General features: G+C 42.9%; 15 protein-coding genes. 9 read left to right on the forward strand and 6 right to left on the reverse strand.

Translation table 11 applies throughout. The annotated features are described in order from the left end of the window. Nucleotides 1-120: 120 nt before the first annotated feature. Both ACHEVO_RS13185 and ACHEVO_RS13190 read left to right on the forward strand, forming a co-directional pair. Nucleotides 121-696 (forward strand): isochorismatase family protein, encoded by a 576-nt coding sequence (locus ACHEVO_RS13185; RefSeq protein ID WP_394125207.1) that lies wholly within the window; start codon nucleotides 121-123, stop codon nucleotides 694-696. A 233-nt stretch (nucleotides 697-929) separates the two neighbouring features. Next, nucleotides 930-1,559, forward strand: coding sequence for an HD domain-containing protein (locus ACHEVO_RS13190; protein ID WP_394125208.1), 630 nt, complete (start codon nucleotides 930-932; stop codon nucleotides 1,557-1,559). A 94-nt stretch (nucleotides 1,560-1,653) separates the two neighbouring features. Here the strand turns inward: ACHEVO_RS13190 and asd are convergent, their stop codons facing one another. Beyond that, on the reverse strand, nucleotides 1,654-2,490 hold the full coding sequence (gene asd / locus ACHEVO_RS13195) for an archaetidylserine decarboxylase (RefSeq protein WP_394125209.1): 837 nt from the start codon (nucleotides 2,488-2,490) through the stop codon (nucleotides 1,654-1,656). Nucleotides 2,491-2,764: 274 nt separating this feature from the next. Here asd and dtd point away from each other — a divergent pair, with 274 nt between their 5' ends. The 3 genes from dtd (at nucleotide 2,765) to phoR (ending at nucleotide 5,184) form a co-directional block, all read left to right on the forward strand. Beyond that, nucleotides 2,765-3,217 (forward strand): D-aminoacyl-tRNA deacylase, encoded by a 453-nt coding sequence (gene dtd / locus ACHEVO_RS13200; RefSeq protein WP_394125210.1) that lies wholly within the window; start codon nucleotides 2,765-2,767, stop codon nucleotides 3,215-3,217. 112 nt (nucleotides 3,218-3,329) lie between these two features. Further along, on the forward strand, nucleotides 3,330-4,034 hold the full coding sequence (gene phoB, locus ACHEVO_RS13205; protein ID WP_057761786.1) for a phosphate regulon transcriptional regulator PhoB: 705 nt from the start codon (nucleotides 3,330-3,332) through the stop codon (nucleotides 4,032-4,034). 58 nt (nucleotides 4,035-4,092) lie between these two features. After that, entirely contained in the window at nucleotides 4,093-5,184 is a 1,092-nt protein-coding gene (gene phoR / locus ACHEVO_RS13210; protein ID WP_394125211.1) for a phosphate regulon sensor histidine kinase PhoR, read from the forward strand. Between the two features lie 107 nt (nucleotides 5,185-5,291). Here the strand turns inward: phoR and ACHEVO_RS13215 are convergent, their stop codons facing one another. Next, the gene (locus ACHEVO_RS13215) at nucleotides 5,292-5,882 is read right to left on the reverse strand and encodes a M23 family metallopeptidase (protein ID WP_101205360.1); all 591 of its coding nucleotides are present in this window, start codon (nucleotides 5,880-5,882) and stop codon (nucleotides 5,292-5,294) included. A 197-nt stretch (nucleotides 5,883-6,079) separates the two neighbouring features. On the opposite strand from ACHEVO_RS13215, the gene ACHEVO_RS13220 reads away from it, so the two are divergent. Beyond that, the gene (locus tag ACHEVO_RS13220; RefSeq protein WP_394125212.1) at nucleotides 6,080-6,805 is read left to right on the forward strand and encodes a putative quorum-sensing-regulated virulence factor; all 726 of its coding nucleotides are present in this window, start codon (nucleotides 6,080-6,082) and stop codon (nucleotides 6,803-6,805) included. Between the two features lie 48 nt (nucleotides 6,806-6,853). Here ACHEVO_RS13220 and ACHEVO_RS13225 read toward each other — a convergent pair whose 3' ends face one another. Next, entirely contained in the window at nucleotides 6,854-7,699 is an 846-nt protein-coding gene (locus ACHEVO_RS13225) for an alpha/beta hydrolase family protein (RefSeq protein WP_394125234.1), read from the reverse strand. A 423-nt stretch (nucleotides 7,700-8,122) separates the two neighbouring features. Between ACHEVO_RS13225 and ACHEVO_RS13230 the strand changes: the two genes are divergently transcribed. Beyond that, complete coding sequence (locus ACHEVO_RS13230) at nucleotides 8,123-8,806, forward strand: LOG family protein (protein ID WP_057761780.1); 684 nt, start codon at nucleotides 8,123-8,125, stop codon at nucleotides 8,804-8,806. A 131-nt stretch (nucleotides 8,807-8,937) separates the two neighbouring features. On the opposite strand, the gene ACHEVO_RS13235 is transcribed toward ACHEVO_RS13230, so the two are convergent. Continuing rightward, nucleotides 8,938-10,557 carry an FAD-dependent oxidoreductase gene (locus tag ACHEVO_RS13235; RefSeq protein WP_394125213.1) on the reverse strand — a complete coding sequence of 540 codons (1,620 nt, stop codon included), beginning with the start codon at nucleotides 10,555-10,557 and terminating at the stop codon, nucleotides 8,938-8,940. 557 nt (nucleotides 10,558-11,114) lie between these two features. Between ACHEVO_RS13235 and ACHEVO_RS13240 the strand changes: the two genes are divergently transcribed. Further along, nucleotides 11,115-11,552: a hypothetical protein gene (locus ACHEVO_RS13240; protein WP_394125214.1), complete on the forward strand. Its 438-nt coding sequence runs from the start codon at nucleotides 11,115-11,117 to the stop codon at nucleotides 11,550-11,552. A gap of 154 nt (nucleotides 11,553-11,706) precedes the next feature. Here the strand turns inward: ACHEVO_RS13240 and ACHEVO_RS13245 are convergent, their stop codons facing one another. Both ACHEVO_RS13245 and ACHEVO_RS13250 read right to left on the reverse strand, forming a co-directional pair. Further along, the gene (locus tag ACHEVO_RS13245) at nucleotides 11,707-12,798 is read right to left on the reverse strand and encodes a GNAT family N-acetyltransferase (RefSeq protein ID WP_394125215.1); all 1,092 of its coding nucleotides are present in this window, start codon (nucleotides 12,796-12,798) and stop codon (nucleotides 11,707-11,709) included. Between the two features lie 235 nt (nucleotides 12,799-13,033). After that, nucleotides 13,034-13,633 carry a YceI family protein gene (locus ACHEVO_RS13250; protein WP_394125216.1) on the reverse strand — a complete coding sequence of 200 codons (600 nt, stop codon included), beginning with the start codon at nucleotides 13,631-13,633 and terminating at the stop codon, nucleotides 13,034-13,036. Between the two features lie 503 nt (nucleotides 13,634-14,136). Between ACHEVO_RS13250 and ACHEVO_RS13255 the strand changes: the two genes are divergently transcribed. Next, nucleotides 14,137-14,415, forward strand: coding sequence for a type B 50S ribosomal protein L31 (locus ACHEVO_RS13255; protein ID WP_057761772.1), 279 nt, complete (start codon nucleotides 14,137-14,139; stop codon nucleotides 14,413-14,415). The last annotated feature ends 27 nt before the right edge of the window (nucleotides 14,416-14,442 follow it).

A 14,442-nucleotide genomic window follows, 5' to 3' on the forward strand; every position in this document is an offset into this window, starting at 1 on the left:
ATCTCCATTGACGCATTCATGAAACTATGACTAAATAAGAGAAAGATGAACCATGGCACTGTTTATGATAATTCTAAAATAGTTTTTAGTTGCAACTGTCAGCCGTACAAGGAGTGTACTATGTCTACTATGATTAATGATCGCACCTATCGAATCGCTCGTGAGAATACCCAAGCGATGATTGTTGATGTGCAAGAGCGCTTAACGCCGCATATCTATGACCACGAAAATATCGTCAAAAAAACCGTTACCTTGATTAAAGGGCTGCAAGCGCTCAATATTCCAATCATGCTCAATGAACAATATAAAAAAGGCTTGGGCGATACCTTACCAGAGCTGCGCGACGTACTTGAAGGAGATAATGCCAAGAGCTTTGAAAAGGTTACCTTTAGTGCCTGCGATAATAATGATTCATGGCACCATCTAGCGCAGCAGAACCGTAGTACTGTTCTGCTTTTTGGTGCTGAGGCTCATGTCTGTATTATGCAGACGGCACTGGATTTATTGGATAATGGTATGCAGCCTGTCATTATTGGGGATGCGGTGGGTTCTCGTTTTCCTTATGACAAAAAGCAAGCCATTCGCCGTATTCGCCGTGCAGGTGGGGTGATTAGTACTGTCGAATCAATCTTGTTTGAACTGTGCCGTAGCCGCGAAGATCCTGCGTTTAAAACCATTATTAATTTGATTAAGTAGGTGGTTAAGCTTTAGTTGCTTAAAGACTTGGATAAATGTCAATTTAACCATTTATCTTCTAATTTATAATAGATAGCGCTTGGTAAAATAAGCGCTATTTTTTTGATAACGGTAATAGTTTTTTAACCATTGCTAGATATCAAACTAACTATAATACCTTGAGCAATGAAACTTAAAATCGCTAGAACTTATAAGCGTTAAAACCAATAACTAGAGAAAACCAGAGAAAATCAATGTCGCAAGCCAGCTCTATATCACTCACTAACTCCGAATCTACTTCACATATCCAAATCGATGATGTCACTCATTTCTTATTGGAGTTAGATGCGCTCAAACGCGTGAATCGCCGCAGCTATGTGACACAGACCACTCGCAAAGAAAACTCTGCCGAACACTCTTGGCATTTAGCGATGGCCTGTTGGTCGATTGCTGAATTATTTGCGCTAGATGTTAATCATGAAAAATTGCTGAAGATGGCGTTAGTCCATGATTTAGGTGAGATTGATGCGGGCGATACTTTTTTATATGCCGATACGCGTACTGATGCACACGTCGAAGAGCGTGCAGGTATTGCCAGATTGCAACGTGAGCGAGGCAATGGCATTAGTGATTTGAGTGAGGTTTGGGAAGCGCAAGAAACAGGAAGTAGCAAAGAGAGCCAGTTGCTCAGAGTGGTTGATCGCTTATTGCCGTTTTTACTCAATCTAAATACCGATGGTAAAACGTGGATTGAGCTTGGCGTTACGCGCTCGCAAGTGGCGGGTGCTCATGCATTTATCAAAGACAGCTTTCCTCCTATCCATGATTGGCTCTCACATAATATTGAATACGCAACTCAGAAAGGCTGGTTAATTGATGCGTAAATCTACATAAGTAGCAGGCATAAAAAAAGCCCAATTAAGCATTATGATTTACGCTTAATTAGGCTGATGTTTTAATTATTTTTATACAGGCGTGTTATTGAGCGTTCGCCATTCCTAGCAACTGTCCCATTTGCACGACGCCGTTGGCTTGCATACTATCTAGCCAGTCAGCCTTTGCTGCTTTTGGTAATACTACGATAGCCGTTGAGCCTAGATAGAAGCGTCCAAGCTCTTCGCCTGCTACAAACTGCATGTCATGATCAGACTCGAATATGTCGTCAGTACGAGCAATCTTGCCTGTCGCGACGGTTTCGATACCAGCGACAATCATAGCACCAACCATCACAACAGCTGCTTTGCCATACTTGGTATCAAACATACAGACCAGACGTTCATTACGCGCAAACAAGTCTGGCACGTTAGCCGCCGTAGTATTGTTGACCGAAAACAGTGTACCAGGCACATAGCGAGTCTTAGTCAATGTGCCAGTAAATGGCATATGCACACGGTGATAGTTGCTAGGCGCCAAGTAGATAGTCGCAAAACTGCCATCAGCGAAATAACTGCCATCTTCACTATCAGCAAGTAGTTGGCCGACATCATAGTGACGACCTTTTGCCTGTAGTAGTTTGTGGTCTTCGATTTGTCCTAGCTGAGAGATAATACCGTCCGCAGGACTCACGATACCGTTTGCAGTGGCGTCGATAGTACGAGCGTCTTCTTTTAACTCGCGGGTAAAAAAGTCATTAAAACTTTCATAAGCGTTAAGGCTTTGGCGTTCGTACTCGTCTAAGCTGATATTATAAGCTTTGGCAAAGCTACGGATAAAGGTGCGTTTGACATAAGGATGGCGACTGGCGGCCAAACGTCCAGCGACTTTACTGAGCTTTTGCTGCGGCACAAGCTGTTGTAAGGTGGTAAATACATTCATAATAAGGCTACCAAAATAAGGTGTAATGTAATGGGGGCGTGTTGGAAATTCGACCATGGCACTGACAGTGGCTAAAATTGCGCCATACTACGTTGTAGATCTAGATAAGGCATGAGCATTATCGTCGTTTTACGCCTTGTCTGGAACAGTTTTAGCGATCCGCAGTACCTATTTGTGAATATCAAACACGCCCTAATAATAGTTAAGTTAATGACGGTATTTTATCATGGACAGCATATTATTGTATGGCCATAATCTGTTAAGGAATTAGTAAATGAAAGCACTCATACAGCGGGTGAAGCACGCTAGTGTGGTCGTCGATCAGCAGTGTATTGGCGAGATTGAGCATGGGGTATTGGCATATATTGGCTTAGGGCATGAAGACGATTTCGCCGCTGCCCAGCGTATGATTGACAAAATACTGACTTATCGCATTTTTGAAAATGACGATGATCCGGCCAAATTTGGTAAACTGGATAAAAACGTTCAGCAGGTTGCTGGTGGGTTGCTTTTAGTTTCACAATTTACCCTAATGGCAAAAACAGACAAAGGGCGCCGACCAGACTTTGGTGGAGCAATGGTACCTGCTGCGGCGCAAGCGTTATTTGAACAATTGGTCGACTATGCCAAAACTAAGCACCCTAACGTGGCAACTGGTCAGTTTGGTGCGGATATGCAAGTGTCGAGCGTCAATGATGGGCCGCTCAATTTTTTACTAGAAATCTGATTTTAGAGTGTCATCAAGCTGTCATAATTAATCCGTTTAATAGGTAGAGACTGGTGAGTATATATCGCCTTTTTACATGCTAGATTTTGTCCTCTAACACCGAGAATGTCCTATGTATAATGAGCAAATTTTGATTGTTGAAGATGAGCCTGCGATTCGTGAAATGGTTGTCATGACGCTAGAGATGGCTGGGTTTGATAGCTTGCAAGCGGCTGACGTGTCAGAGGCGCATCAGCAAGTGGTCGATCATAGACCGTCACTGATACTGTTAGACTGGATGTTGCCAGGTGACAAGAGCGGTGTGGATTTTTGTCGTATGCTCAAAAACGATGAGCTGCTCTCTGAAATACCAGTCATTATGCTAACGGCAAAAAGTGAAGAAGACAGTAAGGTGCATGGTCTTGATGCAGGGGCAGATGATTACATGACCAAGCCTTTTTCGACTCGTGAGCTGATTTCTAGAATCAAAGCCGTACTACGCCGCAGTAGCGCGATGAGCAGCGACAAACCTATCGAAATTGGACAGTTAAGTCTAGATACCAAGAGTCAGCGCGTGACAGCTGCAGGTAAAATCGTTGATGTTGGGCCCACAGAGTATCGTCTATTGGCATTTTTTATGAGTCACCCTGAGCGCGCCTATACACGAACGCAGCTGCTCGATCAGGTATGGGGCGGCAATGTATATATCGAAGACCGAACCATCGATGTGCATATCAAACGTCTACGTAAATTACTGCGACCTTATGACTGTGATACATTGATACAGACAGTACGCGGGACAGGCTACCGATTTTCTAGCCTGATTGAGCCAAGTTAATCTTGTACAAATAATGCCGCAGCGATATTGAGGCAGCGGATAGTGGTAAGGATAAGAAATGGACAAGATAGCGCCAGCACAACGTGAGCAATCAGCTCTATTAGAGCAAATATCTACTCAAAGTACAGCTGAGCAACTCAAAAAAATCGGCAGTGCACTACGAGCCTTGCGCGATGCAGTGATTTTGCTCAATAATACTGACGGTTTAGAGTGGTGGAATCAGGCAGCACAAGACTTATTGCTGCTACAGCCAGAGGACAAAGGTCAAAATATTTTTGACTTTATTACTGTACCTGAGTTCCGCCAGTACTATGAAGGTACAACGATACCCAACGATGGCGTCCATATAGAATCATGGCGAGATCCTAGTCGCTACTTGAAGTGTGAACTGACTCCTTTCGGTGATGAAAAACTGCTGTTTGTATATGACGTGACCCGCCTGCGGCATTTAGAGCAAATGCGTCAAGATTTTGTGGCGAATGTCTCGCATGAGCTTAGAACACCATTAACTGTGATGATGGGCTATCTGGAAAATTTCTCCGATCAGCCAGATATGCCGCCGCAATGGCGTCGCGGTTTTGAGCTGATGACGCAGCAAACTGCCCGTATGAACAGAATTGTGAACGACTTACTGCTACTGTCTAAGATTGAAATCGAAGAGTCACACGAGCTGCATTACATAGATATGACTAAGCTACTAACCAATATCTACGACGATGCACAGGCCTACAACCAAGCATACAAACACATCATTCATTTGCATATAGATACGTATGATGGGCTGTACGGGTCAGAGATGTACTTAAATAGTGCGCTATCCAATTTGGTAATCAATGCGATCAAATATACGCCAAAGGGTGGCAATATCACTATCAGCTGGACAAGGACGTCTGATGGTTGCCGTTTCGCGGTTGAAGATGATGGGATCGGTATTGCGTCAGAGCATATCGCCCGTTTGACAGAGCGTTTCTATCGTATCGACAAAGGTCGCAGCCGTGCGACAGGTGGTACGGGGTTGGGACTCGCGATTGTAAAACATGTATTACACCAGCACGAAGCGCAATTGCAAATCGATTCAGTAGAAGGGGAAGGGTCGACATTTAGTGTGGTATTTCCCTCAAATTACGTCAGATCTGTCACAGCCAATTAATATGATTTCTAGTCTGTATTAGCGTTGGTTTTTCGGCTTCAGTTTTGTGATTAATGCAAACTTAGCACTACTTCAGCTCGGGGCAACGATATACTTTTCTGTATTCGTTAATCCTTTTGCAAAAGCGGATAAGGGTTGACCGCACTGCCATTAATATAGATACCATAATGTACGTGTGTCGGTGTCCCTTTTGCATTACCGCTATCACCTACATAACCGATTACATCGCCCTGATTGACCCAGTCATTGGGGGAGATGTCAGCATAGTCTTCTAGATGAGCGTAGTAATGTCCTGCGCCACCAGGCCCTACCACCACGACTACGCGCCCACCCAATGTGTTTTCACCAACCTTGCTTACCACGCCTTGTGTGGTTGACTGCACGGGAGTATTACGCGGCGCAAAGATATCGATACCTTCGTGGGAGCGGCCTTGACTACGTGCCGCGCCCCAAGTATCTGTCAGGTTTCGTTCTGGTAGTGGACTGGGCAAGCTATTTTCGGTCGGTAGCTCTTGTTGCAATAGACTCAATTGCTGCCATTTGGCAACCACAAATGATTGCGTTTGTTGACTGATACTGGGTAGCAGTTTATCAAAGACAAATAACAGTGCTAGCAATACGATAGCCTTAATTAAGAGGCTTATTAAACGACTGAAAAAAGAAGGTCTGGGAGGCTGGTTATTTCCATCTGCTAGCATTGATGTCTCATATATATTTGATGTCATTTGAGTTTTTATTATAAGAGCTTCGTCTAACAACATATGTATCGCATTGTTATCTATCGTTTTTACCCCCATAGATATCATTATGGTTAAGGATATAGACAGCAAATATATTTTTATCTACTTAACATTTCTGCTGAGAATAGACAGTTGCTACTGATGGTTAATATTTTATGAATGATGCTTTTAAGCCTGCTGATATTTCTGCCACGCGCGACACAACAGCGCTGGTTATCGATACCGAAACAGATCAGGGCAGTGATCCCAGACCCATTCAAGTTGCTACTATCAATGTAGCAACTGGTTTTGAGTGGATGAAATACTTTAACAGTGGTCGATCTATTTCACCCATTGTCATAAAGGTGCATGGTATTACTGATGATGATGTGGCTGGACTTGAGCGCTTTGAGTTGGAGCAGTTTGAATTGCCAGAATACTTGATTGGCCATAACGTACGTTTTGATTGGCGAGTGATTGGCAGTCCTTCTGCTAAGCTGATTTGTACAGTGAGACTTGCGCGGGCAGCTTTTCCAGAATGGCGTGCTTACGGTCAGTCTAAGTGTATCGAGCAGCTGTTGGGTAAGGGTGAGGCGAGTGCAATGACAATTGCCGCTCATGACGCGCTTGGCGATGCTCGAATGTGCTATCTGCTGTATCAAGCATGCTGTGAGCGTCTAGAGATTGCGCCGACAGATTTTGCAGCGGCACATGCTATCTCTAATAAAGCGACTCCTGTGAGCAAAATGCCGTTTGGTAAGCATAAAGGCAAGCCGATTAAAGACGTGCCCATCAGCTATGTTAAATGGATGATAGGCAATATTCATAACATGCAGCCTTCGCTGTATTCGGCACTGACTAAACGCTTACAACTGGATGAAGCAGAAAACGCGAAAAAGTAATCTAAGTTATTACGTAGCTAATATATAAGAGGCTACGTGACGATAAGATTATGGTTGGTCGTGCAACCATGTCACCGCCATCTGCCATAGCTGCGGCGCTTTGATATTGGTCTTACTGCTAAAATAGCGCATATGACCGATATGATTTAGCCCAAAATCTTCAGGATCTAAGAAACGCTTTTCTACGGGCATTTTTGTAAATACCCTTATCATATCGTCCATGTTTTCACTGTTGGCGATATCGTCATCGCTAAAGCCAAGCCACAGTGCTGGCATACTGAGCTCATCGTAGAAATGCGTGTGTATGCTTTTGCCAAATGCGGTCTTGATATAGCCCGCGCCATTGCACCATTCACGCCATTGACGAGCCACGCCGCGTGGCAGCGGCTCACCCATACCGATTTTGTCTGAAGGTGTATAGCCCAGTGTTAAATTAGTGAATGGAATAAACGCATCCATAAAACCCATGGCTTTGAGCTTATATGGCATGCCCATATTTTTGATACGCCCTGACGAGCAAGCGACATTGAACACTGAGCTAATCGCTTGATAGTTAGGCATCAAGCCGATGAGCTGACCACCTGCGCTATGACCGATAAGATGATAAGAAGCCTCAGGAAACTCATCTTGTAAGGCATCAAGTACGGCAGGCATGTCATGGCGACCCCAACTGATCAAGGAAGCGCTACATTTTGCCAGATCGGTCGATAGTGACTCACCGATTCCTTCATTATCGAAGGTCAGCACCCCAAAGCCGCTTTCTGCTAGGTAGGTCGCAAAGTTATGATAAAAGCGGCGCTTAATACCTGTGGCTGGTGCCATCATGATTGCTTTTTTTGTTGCATCTTTAGGGCGATAGACAGTAGCCGCCAATGCTTGGTTGCGATCAGTCATGATGCTTAATGAGTAAATATCAATATTACTCGCGTCATGCACATTACTTTTATTAGTGAGAGTGCTATTAACCACAGAGCTTGATAGCTCGGCGGTAGGAGAGGCATTGTGATTATCCATGGGTATACCTTAGTATTTTTATTAGTAGATAATGAATATAAAGCTATGATGAACAATAAATGCGCATCTTGAAAGTGTAGTCGTTGCGTAGTGATAAATCGTTGTGACTATGTGGTAGCATTGCTTATGTTAAGATAAATGCTGGCAAGACAGTTGCTCAAATATGACTTCCAAGTTTCGTATAGCTTGGCTGAGTTTGTCTTATGAATCATGTGCATGACAATATAAATGATAGGTGTCGGTATGCAGCCCTCACTAATAACAAGCACTCAATAAAAACTGACAGGTAATTAAGGAAGCTATATGCAAATGAAAATCAACGATGATACTTATGATGTAATCACAAGCAAAGACATTACCAATATTGAAAAAGCAGTCGACAAGTCTGCCCTATCAATGCCGCTCGTGGCTGTGTATTGCGGTTCACGCTTGGGCAATGGTGACGTTTATGAACAGGCAGCACGCGAGCTCGGCAGTGCCTTGGCAAATAATGGCATGGGGCTAGTATATGGTGGCGCTAGTATCGGTCTGATGGGCGCAGTTGCAGATGAAGTAATCAATGGCGGCGCGCAAGCAGTGGGCGTGATTCCAACCTTTATGCTCAAGCACGAAATCGCTCACGAGCAGCTGACTCGGTTGCATTTGACTGACACTATGCACACGCGTAAGACCGTCATGGCAGAGTATGCCGATGCCTTTATCACGCTACCAGGCGGGTTAGGAACATTAGAAGAAATCATGGAAATCGCTACGTGGCGTCAATTGTACCAACACGAAAAGCCAATGATCATTTTGAACATCAATGGTTTTTATGACCGTATGATTGAGCATTTGAAATATACCACTGAGCAAGGTTTTATGAAGCAGGAAGATTTAGATCGTCTAGTGGTGTGTAATACCATCAGCGAAGCGATCGATATGCTACAAACAGTAGTGACCATAGATGATGCTGTGGATACAGAGAAAATGGCAGGCAGTAATAGTTAAGCCGTATCGCTATTCATACACAGCAAATGCTTAAATATCAAAAGCTATTGCAAAAAAGGAGCAGACAACCAAATCTCGGTTATCTGCTCCTTTGTTATATGTATTAACAACCTATCAGCGAAGCACGTCTATTAGGCATCAGCAGGCGTGAGATCGTCCAATGCTACTTCACGAATACTATGATTGACATGAGCCATAGCGATTGGAAATCCACGTTGTTCAGCGAGCTCACGTGCAACCTCATCGACAGCGAGGCTATCGTTATGGACAAGATATGACCATTCATGGGCATAGCGACTACGATTCAGAGGTGTATCGTTCTCTATCAAACCTAGATCTGTCAGCTCATTAACGATTTGATCAGCGGCAATCAAGGTCGAAGATGCTTTGACGTTTTCTGCACGGGCATAGCGTATATTAGAGTATAAACTCACGTCAGCGACTCGCAGCGTATCATCTTGTCCAGGAATCTGCTGCCCACCGTATAGCGCGTTACCAACAGTACGTGCGCTGTTAAATGTCGGTACAAACTCCGCCACATATTCAATCGCTTGCTGACTACGTGCCTGTAGGGGCGCTTTATCCCAACCGTCTTCAATATAATGTACGTATTGCTGTGGTAGTTTGGGCTGCGCACTGTCTTCACTTGATGCGACAAGACCATCATCAAACAAGGTAATAGCTTTACTCATACCGTGAATCTGAAAATATCCATCAGGGTAGGGCGTAAGCTGTGCCATACCTTCTGGCGTACCTCGTTGACCATAGACGATAATCTCTGGTATCTGTCCACCAGCATCGCCCCAATGGGTCACATAAGACGATTTGAACTCAACCATACGCGTGACTTCGACACCGACCATATCGTCAATAATACCCGTACGGAATCCGCAAGCATTGACTAGGTAATCAACTTCGATAGACTCAGGCTGAGAGGCGTGTTCTTGACTATGGATTTGTTGATAGTCGATACGCCATTTGGTGACATGATGGTCAGCATTGGTACAGTTCTCACAATCTACCGGCACGACTTTTTGCACAGCAGTTTCGGTAAATACGTGCGCATTGTCGTACTCTTCAAGTGCAAGCTTGGCAGAAGCGGCTAGACGAAAAATGTTCCAACCATATTCTTGGACAACAATTAACGGAAATTTAACCTTGTTCAAATCCAAGTATCTAGCGACTGGAATCATCCACTCATCAACTGTGCTTGGTACAGCGACTTGCTCACGTTCAGACAGCTCAATCAATTGCTCATGGCTATAAAGCTGATAGTAATCTTCAGGCTCGCCCAATACCTTATTATTAGCATCTTGCTCGATCAGTTCTTGATAAGCATCAGTCAAAATGTCTAAACGCGGTAGTAAATCTTCAGGCAATCCTTCGTCACGTGTCGGTACGGCAAACACAGTAGGACGAACGTCAATAGTGTGCGGATATAAGCGTAAAATATCGATACATTGCTTGAGCAGCGCTACGCAATCTTCGTCAGGTATTTCACGGTACAAATTACCACCTGCATGCAAATGACACATAGGTGGTCCATCAATGAGTGATTTTTTCTTCTCGAATAAGTAGGTCTCTAATCCTAATGCAGCAAGTCGAATCGCAATCGTCGATCCCGCAGTACCACCGCCCAAAATGCCAACGCGCTTTTTAGGTTGAGTGTTTTTTGCCCCATAAGATAACACCCCAGAATGAGCATCACGATTAAAGGATTGAGAGTAATTTTTATCAAAAGACTGAGTCATTGTCGTCGTTGTATCCTTAATAGCATCTGTATTAGGCCGTGCTCGGTATATTTATTCAATGTTCTATATTTCTTGATATGCGTGCGAAGGTAATTAAGTTCAACACACAAATCTAAACTTCAATAGTCACCTTTTCTATTGTTTAGCCATTCTTCATCTCTATAGGATTATTTTACGAAGAACTACAGACAATATGATGGGAAATACGTAAGAAGATGCATGAGTTTTGTCAACGAGTCGCTATATGTGTGAAGTTTTTCAGAGAAACAAGTCTGTCTGAAAATAGAGTAAACGAGAGAGGTGGCAAACTTGTGAAATCGAAAATAAGCTCGTTTTATTGTTTTGTAAAATTCGACCACTTTTGTAAGCGTGTATATTGATTATCAAGATAATATAAAACCATATGCTATATTTATTTTGCTTAACAATAAGCGTAGGTTCTGTTTTGATGACTGTTCAAAATTACAAATATCAGAATTAACAAAAGGGACAGTCGACAAAGTAAACAACCACAAGCTTATCGCTATAAAAAATACGACTAAAATTACAAGGAAGTTATGATGAAAAATATAATGATGTTATCGGCACTAACAGGTGTATTGGCACTAACTGGCTGTACTACTTTAAAAAACGTAGTCGGTAATGATATGTCGGGTACGCATGAAGTACAGGCAACGAGCAATAATACCGCACCAGTCACTAGCAAGAATGGGGTGTTGGTAGATGCTACTAACCATATGACGTTATATACGTTTGATAAAGACTCTATGGACAAGTCAGATTGCGGTGCAGCCTGCCAAGTTGTTTGGCCAATTTTCAAAGCACCCAGTAATGCCAAAGCCTCAGGTCAGTTCGCTGCATTCAAGCGTGAAGATGGCAAATATCAGTGGGCAATGAATGGTAAGCCTTTATACTTCTATGCTAACGATACAAAAGTTGGTGACAAAGACGGTGATGATAAACTTGGCGCTTGGCACGTTATCCCAAGTAAATAACAGGTGTTAGATATAAACTAACTCGAAAACGTTAAGACAAAAAAGCAGCCTGTCCTCAATTATAGAGGCAGGCTGCTTTTTATTTGCTTGGGGTTACTTTTTACTATATTAACAGTAGCGTTCATATATTCTCTAGTATTAGATGCAATCTGTCCTATGTCACCTTTGCTAAAGGCTCAACCTGAATGGTCTCTAACACTTCTTCTTTGCTAGGCTCTTTTCTATATAAAGGAAAAAAGTCTGAGAGCAGATCACTTTCCGTGAACCAGATATCCGCCACCAACTCTGTATATCTCGTTGCATTGACGACGAGTCTATAAGACTTGAATAGTAACTCTTGCGAGCTAAAGCCTTTTTTATACTCATATAAAGAGTCTAAATTGGAACCAACGCCGCCGCCAAGATGTAGCACTTCATAACGGTTCTCTCGTCCCCAATTGCGAGCGACATGAGTAATAAGTTTAGAAGGTTGCAGATGCGTATAGGCGTTCAGCGTGCCGCCAAGGTGGAACTGCATAATGCCAGACTCTTGGCAGAGCGTATATATAGAAGACCCAATCGCTTTATCGTCTTGATAGGCAGTTATCAGCAGTATTTTTTCTTGAAGGTTCTCAAGCAAATTAAAGAAATAATCATCATCAAAGAAGTAATAATCACTGGCCTTGACGTGTCGCATTGTCTCTTTATAAATGTCTGAAAACACCATCGCGTTCTGCCGAGTTAAGAATTCTGTTTTTGTCACGACATCCATTTTTATGGCTTTTTTGATACCGCGGCGATGTCGATTTTGTGTTTCGCTCCAATGCTCTTCTTCAGACTTACTTAAATCAGACATCAAGGTCAGTCCGTGAGTCAGTGCTTTGCCAACTGTGGGTATCCATTCTTTATTAATAATCGGGTGCAACCGCATAAACAAAGACACGCAGCCTCTTTCGCAAAGAAAGGCTCTTATCTCATCTAGTACGACGTCTAACTCAGCATCAGTGAGGGTTTTGTCCATCAACGGACCACCGTAACCATAAGTGGAAGTAGCATCCCAGTGCTCTGAGTCAATGTCTCTAACTATGATGGGTAACAATACTTCCTTGTTTTTATAGTGAGCGATGATTCCTTGAGGTTTGCCCTTGTCGATGACAGCTGAGGCCGCAATCCAACCAGATAAGTGGTATATATCAAAATGATGATTTGATACCTTCTTATCCCACTCAGCATCTATCGCTATGTAATCAACTTGTACTGTATCCACGTTGCTGCTCCCTCAGTGTTGCGTTATATATTCGTAAATCCGTATATACGAATATAACAACAAAGTATGAAGCCTTCAAGTACATAAAAACCTTTTATGTAAAATAATGAATATATGTATGTTTAGAGCATAGAAGAATCTATAGGAAATAAAAAAGCAGCCTGCCTCTATAAATGAGGGCAGGGCTGCTTTTCTTGTTCTTGTCGACAGTTATTAGAGAGCTATAAGCTTACTGTTATTTCTTTTCTACTAGCTCGCCATCGATTTGGATAGGGACGTTGGTAGTGATACCGTCAGCGTAAGCAGTCATACCATAAGCGGCGCGATCAAGTGTACCAGTGGCACGGAAACCAACGACTGGCTCTTTAGTAAGAGGGCTATTAGCGATTTTGTTTAACGTGACATCTAAGGTTAGTGGTTTGGTTTGACCAAGTAAAGTGAAGTCACCGGTTACTTTGGCCTGTTGTGGATTGATGAATTTGACCTGAGTAGATTTGAAAGTCATGTTTGGATACTTTGCAACATTAAAAAACTCATCCGTCTTTAGATGCTTGTCACGGGCGTCCCAATTGGTATCGATACTGTCAGTCGCAATGGTAAAGTTCATGCTGGTTTTATCGGGTGCTTTGATGTCGTAATTCACCATACCTTTGACATCACTAAAATGACCCATGGTGGTCGAGAATCCCATATGACTGACAGAAAATCCGACGCGAGTATGTGAGTCATCTAGCTGCCATTGGGTCGGTAGGGCGGCGCTTGCCATGGTAGTAACTGCTAATGCTGAGCTAATAAATAGTGCTTTGGTGGCCGTGCTTATTTTAGTGTTTATCATTAAATGGTCCTTATTTAATCTAATTAAGTTGTGGGTGATTGAGAAGTAAATTAGTTGCTAGTAGCGATGTTTAAATGGAGTTTGTATCGCGTAGCTGTACCCTTTAAGCATACTATGTACAATTAAGAGCTAAGGTTGTATTTGGTTAGATTATCTACAATAGTATATATCATTGATTAATTTAACTAACTTTATTACTGTACTAAAATCAATCGCCTATCTCAACACTCTCGAGCTTTCAGTGACAACTTATCACATATCTCTATCACAACTGCTCCTTGCGTCTTACGTCAAAAACCGTTAAAATCGCGGTTTAATTTTCCCGCTGGGGAAAGGCTAAGCGAACAGAAGGGTGGTGTTGGGTGCTGGAATAAGCCAGTGACGCAGTTGCCATACTTGTAATGTCCTTAGTGCCTCAGTTACGTATGTCATTATTTGTTTGATACATCATCGATGATGCTGTATTTAGACGTCGTACATACATCGGACCTAGAGAGTATATTATGCGTAAAGATATCCATCCTAATTACCAAGAAGTTTTGTTCCACGACACTAACGCTGACGTGTTCTTTTTGACTCGCTCAACTGCTAAAACTAAAGCGACTCGTGAATACGAAGGTAAAGAATACCCATACTACCCACTTGATATCTCAAGTGCGTCGCATCCATTCTATACTGGTGAGCAACGTAAAACTTCTACTGAAGGTCGTGTTGCAAGCTTCAACAAACGCTTTGGCGCATTTGGTGGCCGTAGCAAGAAAGCTGCAGACGCTGCTGAATAATTTACACTTATGGTGTAAATATATTTC

Source organism: Psychrobacter nivimaris, assembly GCF_043419765.1.
GTDB lineage: Bacteria > Pseudomonadota > Gammaproteobacteria > Pseudomonadales > Moraxellaceae > Psychrobacter.

Coding starts and splice junctions, on each gene's coding strand:
- phoB (WP_057761786.1), top strand. CDS start 3,330: ATGTATAATGAGCAAATTTTGATTGTTGAAGATGAGCCTGCGATTCGT.
- ACHEVO_RS13235 (WP_394125213.1), bottom strand. CDS start 10,557: ATGACTCAGTCTTTTGATAAAAATTACTCTCAATCCTTTAATCGTGAT.
- ACHEVO_RS13215 (WP_101205360.1), bottom strand. CDS start 5,882: ATGCTAGCAGATGGAAATAACCAGCCTCCCAGACCTTCTTTTTTCAGT.
- ACHEVO_RS13190 (WP_394125208.1), top strand. CDS start 930: ATGTCGCAAGCCAGCTCTATATCACTCACTAACTCCGAATCTACTTCA.
- ACHEVO_RS13185 (WP_394125207.1), top strand. CDS start 121: ATGTCTACTATGATTAATGATCGCACCTATCGAATCGCTCGTGAGAAT.
- ACHEVO_RS13250 (WP_394125216.1), bottom strand. CDS start 13,633: ATGATAAACACTAAAATAAGCACGGCCACCAAAGCACTATTTATTAGC.
- dtd (WP_394125210.1), top strand. CDS start 2,765: ATGAAAGCACTCATACAGCGGGTGAAGCACGCTAGTGTGGTCGTCGAT.
- ACHEVO_RS13240 (WP_394125214.1), top strand. CDS start 11,115: ATGATGAAAAATATAATGATGTTATCGGCACTAACAGGTGTATTGGCA.
- ACHEVO_RS13255 (WP_057761772.1), top strand. CDS start 14,137: ATGCGTAAAGATATCCATCCTAATTACCAAGAAGTTTTGTTCCACGAC.
- ACHEVO_RS13225 (WP_394125234.1), bottom strand. CDS start 7,699: ATGACTGATCGCAACCAAGCATTGGCGGCTACTGTCTATCGCCCTAAA.
- ACHEVO_RS13230 (WP_057761780.1), top strand. CDS start 8,123: ATGCAAATGAAAATCAACGATGATACTTATGATGTAATCACAAGCAAA.
- phoR (WP_394125211.1), top strand. CDS start 4,093: ATGGACAAGATAGCGCCAGCACAACGTGAGCAATCAGCTCTATTAGAG.
- asd (WP_394125209.1), bottom strand. CDS start 2,490: ATGAATGTATTTACCACCTTACAACAGCTTGTGCCGCAGCAAAAGCTC.
- ACHEVO_RS13220 (WP_394125212.1), top strand. CDS start 6,080: ATGAATGATGCTTTTAAGCCTGCTGATATTTCTGCCACGCGCGACACA.